Consider the following 15123-nt stretch of genomic DNA (forward strand, 5'->3'; position numbering starts at 1 on the left):
GCCCCTTCTGCCATGCGACGGGCACGCGATGCGGTTGCCCGCCCGAATTACCCTGCCCTCCCATGACCGACATCTTCACCGTGCTCATCCAACCGCCGCAAGGCGATTCGTTCTGCTGGAGCGTGGACTCCCTGGCCGGCGACATCGGGCGGGTCAACGAGAGCCCCGCGTTCGCCCTCCAGATCCTCATGGACGCGTGGCGGGAGGAGGCGCGCACGGGCCGGGACCTGGTCTCGCCCGAGACCGCGGCCGAGTTCGAAGCGCTGTTCGAGATCTTCCTGGGCCCGGAGGTGCCGACCGACCCGGACGGCTTCCTGCTCGCTGAAGACGGGAGCGTGAGCGAGCCGCGGATCTCGGCGAAGGAGTGCTACGGGGACCGCATCGTCGGCCGCGGCATGTCCCGAGGCCGGCACTACGTCTCGCTCAAGGGCGACGCCGCCGCGTTCAAACGCCGCACCGCCGCGATCATCACCGACCACAAGGTGCTCGACAACGGGCCTGAATCGGCCTTCTTCGAGTCCACGGTGGCCGACGCCCGATACCTCGCGCACCTCGCAGGCTCGGTCTATTTCCGCACTGCCTTCACCGGCCACCTGCCCTACGACTACTGACCGCGCCGGCCGTCGTGTTCACAACCTTCCAAGGCCGATCGACGTCATCACCCGAGAAGCCTCGCGCAATCCGGGATCGCTTCGCCCCGGAGGAGTACGAGCGCCTGGTCGAGGCGGCACGGGCCGGGGCGAGTCACCCCGAGGAGGACCTCAATACTGAGGCCGGCACCAGGAGGTCTTCCCCAATCGGGCCTGGTAACCGCATGTCAGGTCTGTCTGGCCAGCGCGTGTGGGTTCGTAACGCTTCACTGTCACTGAACTGGGTTTATTGGCCGTGGGCATCGCCGAAGTCGCCGCCCTTCACTTCGCCCTGCGCTTCGAGGTGCGCATGGTTGGAGCGGTCTGGGTATTATGCAGGTCCCCCCCTCGGAGGCAACGTGAACGAAGTCCTCGCCTCGATCGCGGTAGCCGTGGTTTCGAGCCTCGCGGTGCCGGTCCTGTTCACGGTTCCCGGATTCCTGCTGTACTCGGCTTACACACGCGGCCTGCGATCCCCCGAACCTCACGACCGACTATTTCTGGCCCGCACGGTGGTCGGGTCGCTCATCGTCCACTCGCTCGCCCTGCCGTGGACGTTCCGGCTCATCGAAGGGCTCAGAGAGGGCACCTCGAGCGCGTGGGAGTTCGCAGTGTGGGCGCTGGTGGTGCTCATTGCGGCACCGGTACTCGCCGGGTCGATCGCGGCCACGGCAGTGCGGCTGCGCCGTCCGCGCTGGGTGGCGGCTGCGCTCGACTACACCGCGCTGGCCCATCACATTCGTACCCCCGATGCATGGCAATGGCATTTCAGCCGGCGCCGCCCCGATTTCGTCCGGGTGCACCTCAAGGACCACCGGGTCGTGCTGGGGTACCTGGGTTCGCGGTCGTTCGCGGCCTCGGATCCGTCCCGGCGGGACCTGTTCCTCGAACGGCAGTTCATGCCCGGAACGGGCAAGGTCTACGGGCCTCCCGTCCCGTCAAGCGACGGGGTGTGGATCAACGGCGACGAGATCGCTTTCGTGGAGTTTCACGGGGCCGGGAGACAGGATCGTGGCGACGCCGGCGACAAGGAGGTACCAGGCCATGAGTGAACGCGACCGCGAGTCTGCGCCACAGGATGAGGCACCGGACTCGGCAGTGGATCCGTTCCGCGGCGACCACGGCGGCTGGGATGACACCGACTTCGTTGGCTTCCAGCCCAAGGGCGACCTCGACGGGGGTCCTCCCGACATCGAGGATTACGGAGGCACAGGCGCTGACGCATCCGCCCAGCGCCGGTTATCCGAAGTGGATGTATCCTGCCCAGGTTCGGGGGTCCTTCGGTGTGCGCGATCGGATCTCGCGGAGCGCCAGATGCAGTGCCTCGGCCGAGGTCTGCGGCTGCGCAGGATCGAAGTGCCCGTAGAACGCGTCCGCCACCGCCACCGCCTGTCGGTCCCGGACGGGCCAGAGGGTTCCGATGACGCTGCGGTAGCCGGCGAGCTTGAAAGCACCGGCGATGTGCAGCGACTCGTCGACCATCTCGATCGCCGGTTGCGAAGTACGGCAGGCCGATAGGAACGCCAGCGCTGCGGTCTCGGAGACCGGTACGTCGCCTGGTGCCAACCGCTCGCTGCCGTGCAGCATGAGTCCGCCCGAGCCGGGGTCGGCGCGGTCGGGTGCCGCTGCGTGACAGCTGAAGTGCGCCAGATCCGCGTTGTTCAGGGCCTCACTCACTGCCGCGGCAGTGGCCGCTTCGTCCTTCAGGATCCTGGTGCCCGGCACATGCCCCGCGACGATGGCGGCCTCCTTCCCGGCAGCCCTGAGCCGGGCCAGTCCGGAGTGCGACGCAACCGCCACCGCTACTGCCCGCACTCGACGGTCGGGGCGCACCGTCCCCCGCTCGCGCCGACTCATCGCGGTGGGGGCGTAGGTCGAGACCACTCGGTCGATGACGGCCTCGTCGCCCTTTCCTGCGGCGTGGAGTGGCAACTGCGTCGCCAGTCCGGTCGGAATCCAGCACACGGTCGGGTAGCGCCCATCGGTCGGCGGTCCGTCGATGCCCAAGCGACTCAGGATCGGGGCGGTGATGTGCGTCCAGGTCCACTCCAGGACGGCTTCGGTCTCGCGAGCTTGTTCGGGTCCTCCGGTCGCCGCGCGTTGCAGGTTGACGACGGCTGACTTGACGGTCCGCTCGTCCACGCCCTGCAATTCGACGACTTCGAATCCGTTGTCGGCGATGATCGCGTGCGAGCCGAGCCGGGCCACGTTGACCCACACGAGCGGAACGCGATCGGCGAACTGCTGAGGTTCGAAGTCAAGGTCGAAGAAATCCTCGTAGCCGCCGAGCGCCCTGACCTCGCTGATGATCGCGCCGAAGGCGCGGGCGAGTTGCTCACGCTCATTGGGGCCGTTCGGCCGCCGGGTGTTGAGCTGGTCCCGGATCTTCTCGAATGCCGCAGCGCGATCCGGGTGGTCGCGCTTGAGCCGCAGCAGCGGACGGTTAACGCCGAGTTGACGAGTGAGCACAACGCCGCGCCCCCGCTCTAGCAGCGCAGCGGCCCTGTCGGGATGCCCGGCCATGACCGCGCAGGCCGCGGCGTTCCCGGCGAGTCCACGGAAGTCGGCGAGCAGCTGGATTTCGTCGAGGCTCACGGCCCTCCTGGGCCGCAGCATGGCCAGCCGCTCGACGGCCTGCTCGAAGCGGGGCAGCGCCTCGCGCGGGGACCGGCGGAGCGCGAGGTGGGCCCACTCCTCCAACACAGCGGTCTGAAGGTCGGCCGGCAGCCGCCATCGCCGCGCGAACTTGCCGAGGCGCCGCTCAGCCGCAGCGAACTGGCGACCCGATGCGAACTCGCTTCCCACCCGCAGCGCCTTGGCCTCCAGTAGGGCCGCCTGAGCGATCACCGATTCGCTGTTTCGCGGAAGCCGCCGGATACGGCGGGTGAGCCAGACTTGCCGGTCGAGGTAGAGCGGGTGAGGATCGTGGCGCAGGCGCGCGTCGAGTATTCGTGCGAGGCAGAGGTGTCGGATGGGGGCGGCGGCATCGCCGGGGCGAGTGGCGGCCACCGCTGCTTCGGAAGCGAGGTAGGCGGCCCGCAACTCGTCGAGATCACTGGTCTGCTCGTAGCGGCGCAGCCGCACCTGCGAGAGGTTCGACAAGAATCGCGCGTGCAGGCGGTGCCGCTCGGGAACTCCGGCTACCGCCGTCTCGGCGTGCTGCAACGCCGTGTCGAGCTGCCCTCGGGGGATCGCGGCCTGTCCGGTGACGAGCACGAGCGCGAGGTTCGAGTGCATGCCGGCCGCCATGGCGACGTCATAGGAGGAGGCAGTCAGGCCGAACAGGCTCGCGGAAGGCGCATCAGAGGCCGACAGTGCGTGCTCGTAGCACTGAGCGGCGGCGTGGAGGTCGGAGCGGTCGCCGAAGACGAGGTAGCGGGCCTCCAGCAGACTGGCTTTCTTGACCTCACGTCCCGGGTAGTTCTGGTCGGACCGCTCGGTGACGTCGAGCGCCTTCCCGATGCATTCGAGCCCGTTCTCGATGTCCTCAGCCTCGCCGTGGGTCTCCCAGCGCAGCCGCGCCAGTGCCGCCAATTCGGCAAGCGCTGAGGCCCAGGCGTCGACATCGAAGTCCGCGAGGATGACCGACCGCTCGAAGCAGGCGATGGCCTCCTGCAAGTCCGCAGGTTTGCGGGCATGCTCGAACCTGGTCCAGAGCACGGTGCCGCGCATGGCGACCGCCCGCGCTTGCAGATGCCGCGGCGCTTCAGCCTCGAGATTCCGGCTGAGCTTCTCGGCCCTGGAGATGAAGCCGCCGATGCCGGTTGCTTCGTAACTGGCGATGAGCTGGGCGATTTGCAGCAGTCGGGTTTGCAAGGCATCGCTCCTCAGAGGCCCAGAGCCGGACCCGGTCGTAGGAGAAGATGGAACCAGAAAAGATGTCACCGGCCCTCTCAGCAAGACCCGGCTTACCCTACGGATTCTATGTCCGCCAAGCAATCCCCGCTGGCCACCCGACGCGGGCTGACGACCGACACGTGGCCAATTGGACCAACAGTGAGCCTGCTTCAAAATGGCTGAGTTCTGTTGCGGTGCAGCGCATCCGGCGTAAGCTCAACGATCCCTGATGGCGAGCAGCAAAGAAGCTCCTGGTAGAACGCAGGTGCTGAAATCCGCTGTCCGCCAGGAGCTTCCCCTTGCTGTTCTACCCTGCCGCACCGCTGTCCACCGCGACCCTCGACCGAGTCGCCCGGCTCATCCGCAAGACCATCGGCTCTCGTTGGCGGGCCCTGGACCCCGGCACCCAGGCCCTGCTCACCCTCGCCCACCTGCGCAAAGGCGAATCAAGACCTGGGCCGTCCTCGACCTGGTCCGCTGCACGCCAGAACGGGTCACCCAGATCGCCAAGGCGATCCAAGTCCTCAACGACTACGAACACCGATCACGATGAAACAAGCTCACTGTCAGCGGCGCCGACGGCGGATACCTCTACACGTTCGAGGCCCTCGCCGGAGGCACCCGCCAATCGAACGGCCGATGACCCGCTGAGAGCGATGATGGAGGGCCCGGGCGGCCCTCCATCATCGCTACCGGGGCGGGTCGAGCGCTATCAGCTCGGCGTCCCACGCCGCGAGGGTGAAACCGCCCTCGTGGCGCTCGCCGCTGAGCACGCCGGAGCCGCTGCGGGGCAAGGCGATCGGCTTCGGCTCCCGGTCGAGGTTCAGGTAGAGCACGTGCTCGTCGGTGACGGCGCGGGCCATGACGCCTTTGGGGACCTGCGGCCCGGGGCGGACGCCGAGGCGTTCGATCTCGCCGTCCAGCACCAAGTCGAGCACTTCCTGGCGGGCGGGCAGTGCCACATAGATCGCGGTGCCCCCGCCGTACCGGTGCGTCGTGACGACGGGGTATTCGCGGTCCAGCTCGATGGTGGCCGCCACCGCCGCGCCGCGCGGCTCGACCAGGTCGAACCGCGGCGCACTGGTGCGCACCGCACGGTCGCCGCACCGCACTTCGACCTCGTCGTCTCCCCTGCGCCCCTTCGCGAGTTCATTGAGCAGCGCGGTCTCCTCGTTCGGGCCGGCGCGGACGCCGAAGACGTCGGCGAGACGACCGGGCCGGGTGGAGCGGAAGACCTGGCCGTCGGCGTCGAGCATCGCCGAATACGAGGTCATGACCACCGTCCCGCCCCGCTCGACGAAACCGCGGATCGCCTGGGCGGCCGCTTCGTCGAGGACGAGCACGCCCGGGACGATGAGGAGCTTGTAGTCCAGTTCGGAGTGCGCGAAGTCGACGATGCGCACGTCCAGATTGCGGTCCAGGACGGTGCGGAACGCCGTCAGCGCCTGGTCGTCGTGGCGTTCAGGGAAGGCGGCGCTGGCGATCTGACTCGGGAAGTCCATCGCGATCGCGATCTCCGCGTCCACCGCATAGGGGAAACCGTGGGGTTCGAGCTTGCGGAATTCGGCGGCGATCTGGCGGTACTCGTCGAGTTTGCGGGTCGGCTCGCCGTCCCAGTCGACCATGCCCTGGAGGAACTGCTCTTCGCCGGCGTGCATCGTCTGCCAGGTCCAGCCGCATACGAGCTGGTTCCCGAGCATCAGTGAGGCGTACGCGGAGCGGCGGATGGAGCCGGGGGCAGCGGTCATGGTCGTGAACTCGGTGCACCAGAACGGTTCCGGACGCTCGTAGCGGATGCGCGCGATGCCGAACAAGGCGTCCCGGATGCTCTCGGTATCGAAAAGGGAGAGACTGGGGTAGAGGCCGTTCCCCGGGCGGGTCAGGCGTCCGGCGTAGGCGCCCGGTGCCCAGTCGAAGTGCTTGCTCGCGGTGTAGTACCACATGTTGGAGGTGGTGAGCGCGCCCGGCGCGTTCGCTTCAACCGTGTCGAACAGCGCGTCGAGGTAGCCATTCATCTCGTCGGAGACGAAGCGGCGGAAGTCCAGGACGCGTTCGGGCGCGCCGCCCGCGACCCCGGGACGGGGCAGGCCGATCTCCTCGAAGTCACTGACCTGGCGGGACCAGCGTTGTCCTGCCCAGGCGCGGTTCAGGGCCACCACCGTGCCGTACTTCGCCTTGAGCCAGTCGATGAAGCGGGCGCGGACGGTGGGGGAGAACGAAATCGGGCCGTCACCGGGCTCGTTGTCGATCCCGAAGGCCGCCAGTGCGGGATGGCCCGCGTAGCGGCGGGTGAGGCGGTCGGTGAAGTGCACGGCGTGTTCGCGGAAGTGGGGGTCGCCGGCGTCCACTGTGTAGCGGTGGTTGGGGTAGCGGCGGGTGCCGTCGGGGTCGATGACATCGATGGTGGGGTGCTTGCGGTGCAGCCATAGCGGTGCAGGGCGCGCGGCGATGTCGAGGATGACACCGATGCCGTGGTCATGCATCAGGTCCATGACGTCGTCGAACCAGTCGAAGCGAAAGTCGCCGTCGGCGGGTTCGAAGGTGTCCCAGGCGAGGTGGCCGAGCCGGACGATCTGGAGTCCTGCGTCGCGCATCATCGCCGCGTCGCGCCGCCAGGTCGCGGGATCCGAGTCGTGCGGATGGTAGTTGGCGCCGACGAGGAGCCGCCCTGGGCCGGTGAGGTCGCGGGCATTCGGGCGTTCGGAGTTGCGCATGGCGGGTTTCCGGTCTGTGGGTTGGCTTGATCGCGGGTCACTGGGACAGGTGGCGGACTTCGAACGGGGCCATAGTGAAGGCGTCGTTCTCGTTCTTGACCGCGACAGGGTTCGCGGACTGGTTGATCAGCGTGACCCCGTGGACGGTGGCGACGGCTTCGACCGCGGGGTCGAGTCCGTCGACGATCGACGTCACGGCAGCGGTTTCGAGGGCATGGTCCAATGCGAGTCCGGTGCCCGCCCTGTCGGTGAAGCAGGCCAGGTGCAGTGAGGTGCCGGAGCCGAAGCGGTTGCGGATCAGGACGGGTTCGCCTTCGCGGGTGCGCGCGAGGACGTCGCCGCCGTCGAGGTCGAAGTCCTCGATCATCGTCGTGACGGCGAAGTCCGCGCCGCTCGCGCTGGCGATGCGGCCTTCCTCGGGGAGGACGCCGAAGAAGTCGACGGGCCGACCGCCGAGGACCTCGCCGAGCTGGGTGCCGTAGCCGCCGGGGCGGAAACGGTCGTGCTCGTCGACGATATCGGTGAAGGCGGTGGTGACGAGTGTGCCGCCGGTCTCGACGAACCGCTCGAGCGAGGCGGCCCCGTCCTCGGCGAGCAGGTACAGGGCGGGGGCGACGACCAGGCGGAATCCGGAGAGGTCGGCTTCGGCGCGCACGAAGCTCACCTGGACGTGGCGGGCGTGCAGCGCCTCGTACCAGGCGAAGACCTCGGCCTGGTAGTCGATGTCAGCGGGGAGGTCGGGCTGGGTGAGCGCCCACCGGTTCTCCCAGTCGAAGACGATGGCGACGTCGCCGGGCGGCGGCGATGCCGGTTCACGGTCCTCCAGGGCGGCGCCGAGCTGGGCGATCTCCTTCCAGGTCCGTGAGCGCTTCCTCGAATGGGGAAGCATCGCGGAATGGAACTTCTCTGCACCGCTTCGGGATTGGCGCCATTGGAAGAAGAGGACGCCGTCGGCGCCGCGGGCGACGGCCTGCTCGCTCCAGGCGGCCATCTGCCCCGGTGCTTTGGCGGCGTTGTTGGGCCGCCATTGGACGGCGTTCGGGGCCTGCTCCATGAGCAGCCACGGCCGGTCGGGCTTCAGGGACCGCATGAGGTCGGCGGCGAACGCGGCGTGGCGGTGCGCGTCGGGCTCGCGCGGATCGGGGTAGCCGTCGTGGGATACGACGTCCACTTCGGCGGCCCAGTCCCAGTAGTTCATCGCGGGGAAGGCTCCCATGAAGTTCGTCGTGATCGGCTGCTCGGCTCCGGCGGCGCGGAGCGCGTCGCGCTCCATCCGGTAGAGGTCGAGCACCGAGTCGGAGGTGAAGCGGCGCCAGTCGAGCACGAGCGAGGGGTTCTGGGTGGTCGGTGAGGCCCGCGGGGGCCGGATCTCGTCGAAGCCGCTGTAGTGCTGGGACCAGAAGGCCGTCCCCCACGCAGCGTTGAGCGCGTCGATGTCGCCGTAGCGGTCGGTGAGCCAGGTGCGGAAGGCCAGGGCGGCGTGCTCGGAGTAGTCGGCGTGCACATGGCAGGCGTACTCGTTGTTGATGTGCCACATGGCGACCGCGGGGTGGTCGGCGTAGCGGCGTCCGAGCTCCGTGACGAGGTCGGCGGCGAGGCGCCGGTAGTCCGGGGAGGTGGGGGCGTAGTGCTGGCGGCTGCCGGGGCCGAGGACGGTGCCGGTCTCGGTGACCGGCAGGACGTCGGGGTAGCGGCGCACGAGCCAGTTGGGCGGGGAGGCGGTGGCGGTCGCGAGGTCGACGCTGATACCGCCGTCATGGAGCTTGTCGAGGAGCCGGTCGAGCCAGGCGAAGTCGAACTCGCCCTCGTCCGGTTGCAGGCGCGCCCAGGCGAAGATGCCGACGCTGACGAGGTTGACGCGCGCCTCGCGCATGAGGCGGACGTCCTCGTCCCATACCTCCTCGGGCCATTGCTCGGGGTTGTAGTCGCCGCCGAAGTACATTGCCGCTGCTCCTGTTCGTCGATGTGGCGCCGGTGCCGGGGTGTCATCGTAGCGTTTGCGTGATCGCTCACGCAAACGGCGTCGCGCGCTCATGTCCGCGACATGGTTGCCACTCCAGTGATGGTCCGGTTGGGCGGGTCGGCGCGGATCGCCGCCGCCCGCACTTCGGCCACCCGCGGCGCCGGGGGTTGACAACGGTGATACGTTCAGGGTGCGTGAGCGCTCACGCAAATGGGCTCGCTGGTCCGCTCGCGGACCCCGATCGGCTCGAACCGAGCGAGCGCTCGCTCGACGCGGAAATGCAATCCAGGATGACGCCAGCGGCGATTCGGCCCCGGCGCGGCGTCCCGAGGTGCGGCAGCAGTGCCCGCCTCTCCGACCCCTACTGAACGAGGAAAAGCGCAATGAAGCCTTCAATCGCACCCCGGCTCACCCGCCGGTCCCTCGGGCGGATCGCGGCCGCCGCCACGGTCGCCGTCCCCGCCGCCGGAACCCTGGTCGCCTGCTCCGGCGAGTCCGACCTGAACGCGATCACGTTCCTGTCCTGGGACAACGCCGAGGTGATGGGTCCGGTGATCGAGCAGTTCGAGAAGGAGAACCCCGACTACCACGTCGAGGCGCAGTATGCGCCGCCCGTGGCCGGTTACATCCAGAAGCTCCAGACGCAGTTGGGCTCGAACAGTGCCCCTGACGTCTTCATCATCACCGCCGAGAACAAGCACCAGCTCATGGACGGCGGCTTCGTCCAGGACCTCTCCGGCGAGTCCTGGGCCGCCAACCTCAACGAAACGGCCGCCGCGACCTACACCCAGGACGGCAAGCTCTACGGCTCGGCGATCTCGGCCTGGGCCGGCGGCATGGTCGTCAACCGCGATCTCGTGCCCGGCGACTTCCCGACCGACTGGGAGGGCTTCATCGAGCTGTGCAAGCAGCTCAAGGCCGACGGCACCGTGGCGTACATGGAGGCCGTCGGCGGCATGACCGACACCTTCTGCGCCTTCGTCGGCATGCAGAACCTCGCCTACGGCGGGACCATGGACCAGCAGATCTGGGACGGCGACCTCACCTTCGAGGAGGCCTGGACCCCCGCGGCCCAGGCCTGGTACCGGCTCTTCGAAGAGGGCATCCTCGACTCCTCCGCGGCCGGCATCACCGGCGACCTGGTGCTCCCGGAGTTCCAGCAGAGCCGCCTCGCCGTCATGACCACCGGCTCGTGGGGGATCAGCGGGATCACCGGCGGCGCACCCGACCTGAACTTCGAGTTCAAGGCCGTGCCCGGATTCGAAGGCCAGCCCTACTGGTCCGGCGCCGTCTCGCCCGGACTCGCCCTCAACGTGAAGGCGAAGAACCCCGATGCCGCCAAAGTCTTCCTGGAGTGGATGTCCACCGAACCCGGGGTCAGCTTCTACCAGCGGGCCAACCAGTTTATCTCCACCACAAAGGACTACGAGCCCGAACTGCCCGCCCAGCTCGGCGACCTCGTCCCTGCCGTGCAGGACGGCCAGTACTACCTGCCCGCGACCAGTTGGATCGACAACAACGACGCCCTCTCCGGCGAGGCGAACGCGCTGGTCCAGCAGCTCGCTACCGGCGAGATCGAGCCCGTGGACGTCGGGAGGGGACTGGACGCCAAGCTCGCTTCCCTGCAGTGACAGTCGTGCCGGGGCGGGAACCGCGCACTCGCCCCGGCGCCCCGCCCCGTCTCAGAGAGGAGACCCCGACATGGGCAGCACCCTCGCCCCACCCCGGCCCGCGCCGCACCTCCAAAGCGCGCCCCGGCCCACACGCCTTCAGCGCCTGCGCCGGCGCGGCGTCGAGTCGTACCTGTTCACGCTTCCGGTCATCGTCGTGTTCGTGGTGCTGTTCGCGATCCCGCTGGCGCAGTCGTTCTACTACAGCCTCACTGACTTCAACGGCTACTCCACGGAAGCGAACTTCGTCGGCTTCGAGAACTACACCACGATCTGGCGGGACACATCGATGCTCTCCGCGCTCGGCTTCACCCTGGTCTTCACCGTGGGGACCACCGTGGCCATCACCGTGCTCGCGATCCCGCTCGCCCTCGTGCTCAACCGGAAGTTCTTCGGCCGCAACCTCGTCCGCTCGGTGTTCTTCTTCCCATCGGTGGTCAGTGTCGCGATCCTCGGCCTGGTCTGGGGCTTCATCTTCGCCCCGCTCGGCACCGGCGTCATCAACTCGATCATCGGCTGGTTCGGCGCCCAGCCGATCGCCTGGCTCGCCGAACCGGACCTCGCCCGGATCAGCGTCGTCGTCGTCGCCGTGTGGGGCGGCACCGGCTGGCACGCAGTCCTTTACCTCGCCTACCTCCAGGCGATCCCCTCCGAGTTCTACGAGGCCGCGAGCATTGACGGCGCCTCGCGCCGGCAGCAGTTCAGGTACGTGACGCTGCCGCTGCTCACCCCCGCGATCACGGTGAGCCAGCTGCTGCTGATCACCGGCGGGCTGAAGGTCTACGACCTGCCGTACACGCTCACCGGCGGCGGCCCCGGCTTCGCGACGCGGACGCTGACGCAGTCGATCATCGAGAACGGCATCGCTCAAGGTGAGGCCGGCAAGGCCTCCGCGCTCAGCGTCGTCTTCTTCGTCGCGGTCGGGCTCATCATCGTCGCCCAGTTGGCTCTCTCCCGCCGAATGGAGGCCCGGTTCTCATGAAGCAGCTGCGCAGCATCCTCCTGAGCGTCGTGATGCTCCCGCTCGCGGGCATCGTCGCGATCCCCTTCTACTACATCCTCGTCAACACGCTCAAGACACAGCCGGAGATCTCCGCGAGCCCGCTCGGCCTCCCGTCCGGCCTGGACTTCTCCAACTACACCGAGGTCTTCAAAGCGCTCCCGATCTGGCAGTCGTTCCTGAACACGCTGTACGTCGGCGTCGTCTCAATCGCCCTGATGCTGCTGATCGGCTCGATGGCCGCCTACGGGATGCTCATCGGCCAGGGACGGCTCACCAAGTTCATCGGCGTGATCTGCCTGATCGCGTTCCTCGTGCCGGGCCAGACCACACTGATCCCGCTGTACCGCATGCTCTCCGGCATGTACCTCGTGGACACACTGGAGGGCCTGATCGTCCTCTACCTGGCGGGCTCGATCTTCTGCTACTTCCTCATCATCGGGTACATGCGGACGATCCCGATGGAGTTGTTCGAGTCAGCCCGAATCGACGGGGCGAGCGCGTTCCGCATCTACCGGTCGATCGTGCTGCCCCTGATCCGCCCGATCCTGGTCACCGTCGGCGTCTTCCAGGCGATGTGGGTCTGGAACGACTTCATCACCCCGAACGTGTTCATCAACTCGCCCGACAAGCAGACCCTGGTCCTCCAGGTCTACAGCGCCGTCGGCCAGTTCTCCACCGACTGGCCCGCGTTCATGACGCTCAGCGTCATCGTGCTCGCGCCGCTGGTCGTCTTCTTCATCGTCGCGCAGCGCCACATCGTCTCCGGTCTCGTGACCGGCAGCGTCAAGGGCTGAACCCGCGCTGTCCGCATCTGCACCCACGAACGAACAGGAAACCCAAGGAATGTTCCAGGCCTCCCTCAAACTGCATCCGGCCTTCACCGTCGGCCCGGTTTCCCGTCAGGTATTCGGCGGGTTCGTCGAGCACCTCGGCCGCCACATCTACGGCGGCATCTACGAGCCCGGCCACCCCACCGCCGGCCCGGACGGGTTCCGCCGCGACGTGGTCGACCTCGTCCGCGAGCTCGGCATCTCGCACGTGCGCTACCCGGGCGGGAACTTCGTGTCCGCCTACGACTGGGAGGACGGCATCGGCCCGGTCGACCAGCGGCCCCGGCGCCTCGACCCGGCCTGGCACTCGATTGAGACCAACGAGGTCGGCCTCCACGAGTTCGCCGACTGGGCCGACCTCGTCGGCTCGGAGCTGATGCTGGGCACCAATCTCGGGACCGGGGGGACCCGCGAGACCCTGCACCTCCTCGAGTACGCCAACATCCCCTCCGGCACCACCCGCTCCGACGCGCGGCGTGAGAACGGCCGCGAGGAGCCCCTCGACGTGCGCTTGTGGTGCCTGGGCAACGAACTCGACGGCGACTGGCAGATCGGGTCGAAGACCGCCGAGGAGTACGGTCGGCTCGCCGCCGTCACCGCCCGCGCCATGCGCGCGATCGACCAGGACCTCAAGCTCGCCGCCTGCGGTTCCTCCTGGCGGGGCATGCCCACCTTCGGAGTCTGGGAGCGGACGGTCCTGGAGCACGCCTTCGACCAGATCGACTACATCTCCTGCCACGCCTACTACCACGAAGTGGACGGCGACGTCGCGAGCTTCCTCGCCTCCGGTGCGGATATGGACGCCTTCATCGAAAGCGTCGTGCACACGATCGAGCACGTCCGCGCGGTCAAGCGGTCGGACCGCAGGATCGACATCTCCTTCGACGAGTGGAACATCTGGTACCAGGCCGGGCAGACGCTCGAACTCGATTCGTGGCCGATCGCCCCCCGCCTGCTCGAGGACCAGTACTCCGTCACCGACGCCGTGGTCCTCGGCGGGCTCCTCATCTCGCTGCTCAAACACGCCGACCGCGTCACGGCCGCGAACCTCGCGCAGCTGGTCAACGTGATCGCGCCGATCATGACCGAGCCGGGCGGGCCCGCCTGGCGCCAGACCACGTTCTTCCCGTTCGCCACGACCTCACGTCTGGCGACGGGGACCGCGCTGCGCGGTGTCCTGGACGCACCGGAAGTCTCGACCGCGAAGTTCGGGGACGTGCCCTCCGTCGACGCCGTCGCCACCCTCGACGGCGACCGCGCCGCCGTGTTCGTCCTCAACCGCTCGATCGACGACACCGCGCAGTTCACGATCGACATCGCCTCCCTTGGCATCGACGGAACCATTCGCGCCCAAGGCATCTGGGACGAGGACCGCCACGCGAAGAACACCCTCGACCAGCCCGAGCGCGTGACCCTGCGCGAGAACACCAAGATCAGCCGCGAGAACGGCACGATCACGATCGAGCTTCCGCCGGTCTCTTGGACCTGCATCACCATCGGCTGAGCGAAGAAGGGGAAATGATGATGAGCGCTATTCCGAAACCGCTGTTCCGCGACCCGATCCACGACGGGGCCGCCGACCCCACCGTGATCTGGAACCGGGCCTTCGGCGAGTGGTGGATGTTCTACACCAACCGGCGGGTCTGGTCGCCGCCGTTCGACGATGTGTCCTGGGTGTTCGGCACCGACATCGGCATCGCCTCCTCTGAGGACGGCGGGGCGACGTGGGTCCACCGCGGCATCGCGGAAGGCCTGGAGACCGGCTGGGGCCGCAACACGTTCTGGGCGCCTGAGATCATCGACGACGGCGAGACCTACCACATGTACGCGAGCTGCATCGAGGGCGTCCATTCGCGGTGGGGGGCTGAAGGACTGATCCGCCACTACACCAGCGAGGACCTCGCACACTGGGAGTACCAGTCCACGCTGGACCTCGATTCGAGGCAGGTCATCGACGCGTGCGTCTTCCCGCTCTCCGAGGGCGGCTGGCGCATGTGGTTCAAGGACAGTTCACGCGGTTCGCACACCTACACCGCCGACAGCCCCGACCTCTACCAGTGGCGACCGACCGGGCCCGCCATCGAGAACCGCCCGCATGAAGGGCCGAACGTCTTCGCGCTCGGCGGCTCGTACTGGATGCTCACCGACGAGTGGGCCGGCCTGCGGGTCCACCGTTCCGATGATCTGCGCGCCTGGGAGATCCAGGGCCGCATCCTCGCCGAGTCCGGCTCGGGTGCCGACGACGGCGGCAACGGGCTCCACGCCGATGTGGTCGTCGTCGGCGAGGACGCGTTCGTCTTCTACTTCACCCATCCCGGGCGCGTCCCCGGCGAGCGGATCCGCGACGACCTCTACGAACACCGGCGCACCTCGATCCAGGTGGCGCGGGCGCATGTAGTAGACGGGCGGCTGGTGTGCGATCGGGACAAGGTGCTGACTGCGCCCATCCTGCCGCCAGGCGGGCCGTGAACCCTTGC

10 protein-coding genes are annotated in these 15123 nt (G+C 68.1%); 7 read left to right on the plus strand and 3 right to left on the minus strand.

The window, feature by feature from the left end:
* Positions 1-62: 62 nt before the first annotated feature.
* Entirely contained in the window at positions 63-611 is a 549-nt protein-coding gene (locus O1R50_RS01200) for a hypothetical protein (RefSeq protein WP_270108009.1), read from the plus strand.
* A gap of 377 nt (positions 612-988) precedes the next feature.
* Positions 989-1681: a DUF6338 family protein gene (locus O1R50_RS01205; protein ID WP_270108010.1), complete on the plus strand. Its 693-nt coding sequence runs from the start codon at positions 989-991 to the stop codon at positions 1679-1681.
* Between the two features lie 187 nt (positions 1682-1868).
* Here O1R50_RS01205 and O1R50_RS01210 read toward each other — a convergent pair whose 3' ends face one another.
* The 3 genes from O1R50_RS01210 to O1R50_RS01225 all read right to left on the minus strand — a co-directional run bounded on the left by O1R50_RS01210 (position 1869) and on the right by O1R50_RS01225 (position 9122).
* Positions 1869-4445: a CHAT domain-containing protein gene (locus O1R50_RS01210; protein WP_270108011.1), complete on the minus strand. Its 2577-nt coding sequence runs from the start codon at positions 4443-4445 to the stop codon at positions 1869-1871.
* A 710-nt stretch (positions 4446-5155) separates the two neighbouring features.
* On the minus strand, positions 5156-7180 hold the full coding sequence (locus O1R50_RS01220; RefSeq protein ID WP_270108012.1) for a beta-galactosidase: 2025 nt from the start codon (positions 7178-7180) through the stop codon (positions 5156-5158).
* A gap of 37 nt (positions 7181-7217) precedes the next feature.
* Positions 7218-9122 (minus strand): beta-galactosidase, encoded by a 1905-nt coding sequence (locus O1R50_RS01225; RefSeq protein WP_270108013.1) that lies wholly within the window; start codon positions 9120-9122, stop codon positions 7218-7220.
* A gap of 404 nt (positions 9123-9526) precedes the next feature.
* Here O1R50_RS01225 and O1R50_RS01230 point away from each other — a divergent pair, with 404 nt between their 5' ends.
* From O1R50_RS01230 to O1R50_RS01250, 5 genes are all read left to right on the plus strand, one after another.
* Entirely contained in the window at positions 9527-10774 is a 1248-nt protein-coding gene (locus O1R50_RS01230; RefSeq protein WP_270108014.1) for an ABC transporter substrate-binding protein, read from the plus strand.
* A gap of 70 nt (positions 10775-10844) precedes the next feature.
* Complete coding sequence (locus tag O1R50_RS01235; protein ID WP_270108015.1) at positions 10845-11795, plus strand: carbohydrate ABC transporter permease; 951 nt, start codon at positions 10845-10847, stop codon at positions 11793-11795.
* The gene (locus O1R50_RS01240; RefSeq protein WP_270108016.1) at positions 11792-12610 is read left to right on the plus strand and encodes a carbohydrate ABC transporter permease; all 819 of its coding nucleotides are present in this window, start codon (positions 11792-11794) and stop codon (positions 12608-12610) included. The genes O1R50_RS01235 and O1R50_RS01240 overlap by 4 nt, the downstream gene beginning before the upstream one ends.
* A gap of 49 nt (positions 12611-12659) precedes the next feature.
* The gene (arfA, locus tag O1R50_RS01245) at positions 12660-14150 is read left to right on the plus strand and encodes an arabinosylfuranosidase ArfA (RefSeq protein WP_270108017.1); all 1491 of its coding nucleotides are present in this window, start codon (positions 12660-12662) and stop codon (positions 14148-14150) included.
* Between the two features lie 20 nt (positions 14151-14170).
* A complete protein-coding gene (locus O1R50_RS01250) occupies positions 14171-15115 on the plus strand; it encodes a glycoside hydrolase family protein (protein ID WP_270108018.1) in 945 nt (314 codons plus the stop codon).
* The last annotated feature ends 8 nt before the right edge of the window (positions 15116-15123 follow it).

The sequence above is a fragment of the Glycomyces luteolus genome (assembly GCF_027622875.1).
GTDB classification, from domain to species: domain Bacteria; phylum Actinomycetota; class Actinomycetes; order Mycobacteriales; family Micromonosporaceae; genus Glycomyces; species Glycomyces luteolus.

What these genes read in the sequence shown, in the direction of transcription:
- O1R50_RS01200 (WP_270108009.1), top strand. Translation starts at nt 63, where the DNA reads ATGACCGACATCTTCACCGTGCTCATCCAACCGCCGCAAGGCGATTCG.
- O1R50_RS01220 (WP_270108012.1), bottom strand. Translation starts at nt 7,180, where the DNA reads ATGCGCAACTCCGAACGCCCGAATGCCCGCGACCTCACCGGCCCAGGG.
- O1R50_RS01225 (WP_270108013.1), bottom strand. Translation starts at nt 9,122, where the DNA reads ATGTACTTCGGCGGCGACTACAACCCCGAGCAATGGCCCGAGGAGGTA.
- O1R50_RS01230 (WP_270108014.1), top strand. Translation starts at nt 9,527, where the DNA reads ATGAAGCCTTCAATCGCACCCCGGCTCACCCGCCGGTCCCTCGGGCGG.
- O1R50_RS01235 (WP_270108015.1), top strand. Translation starts at nt 10,845, where the DNA reads ATGGGCAGCACCCTCGCCCCACCCCGGCCCGCGCCGCACCTCCAAAGC.
- O1R50_RS01240 (WP_270108016.1), top strand. Translation starts at nt 11,792, where the DNA reads ATGAAGCAGCTGCGCAGCATCCTCCTGAGCGTCGTGATGCTCCCGCTC.
- arfA (WP_270108017.1), top strand. Translation starts at nt 12,660, where the DNA reads ATGTTCCAGGCCTCCCTCAAACTGCATCCGGCCTTCACCGTCGGCCCG.
- O1R50_RS01250 (WP_270108018.1), top strand. Translation starts at nt 14,171, where the DNA reads ATGAGCGCTATTCCGAAACCGCTGTTCCGCGACCCGATCCACGACGGG.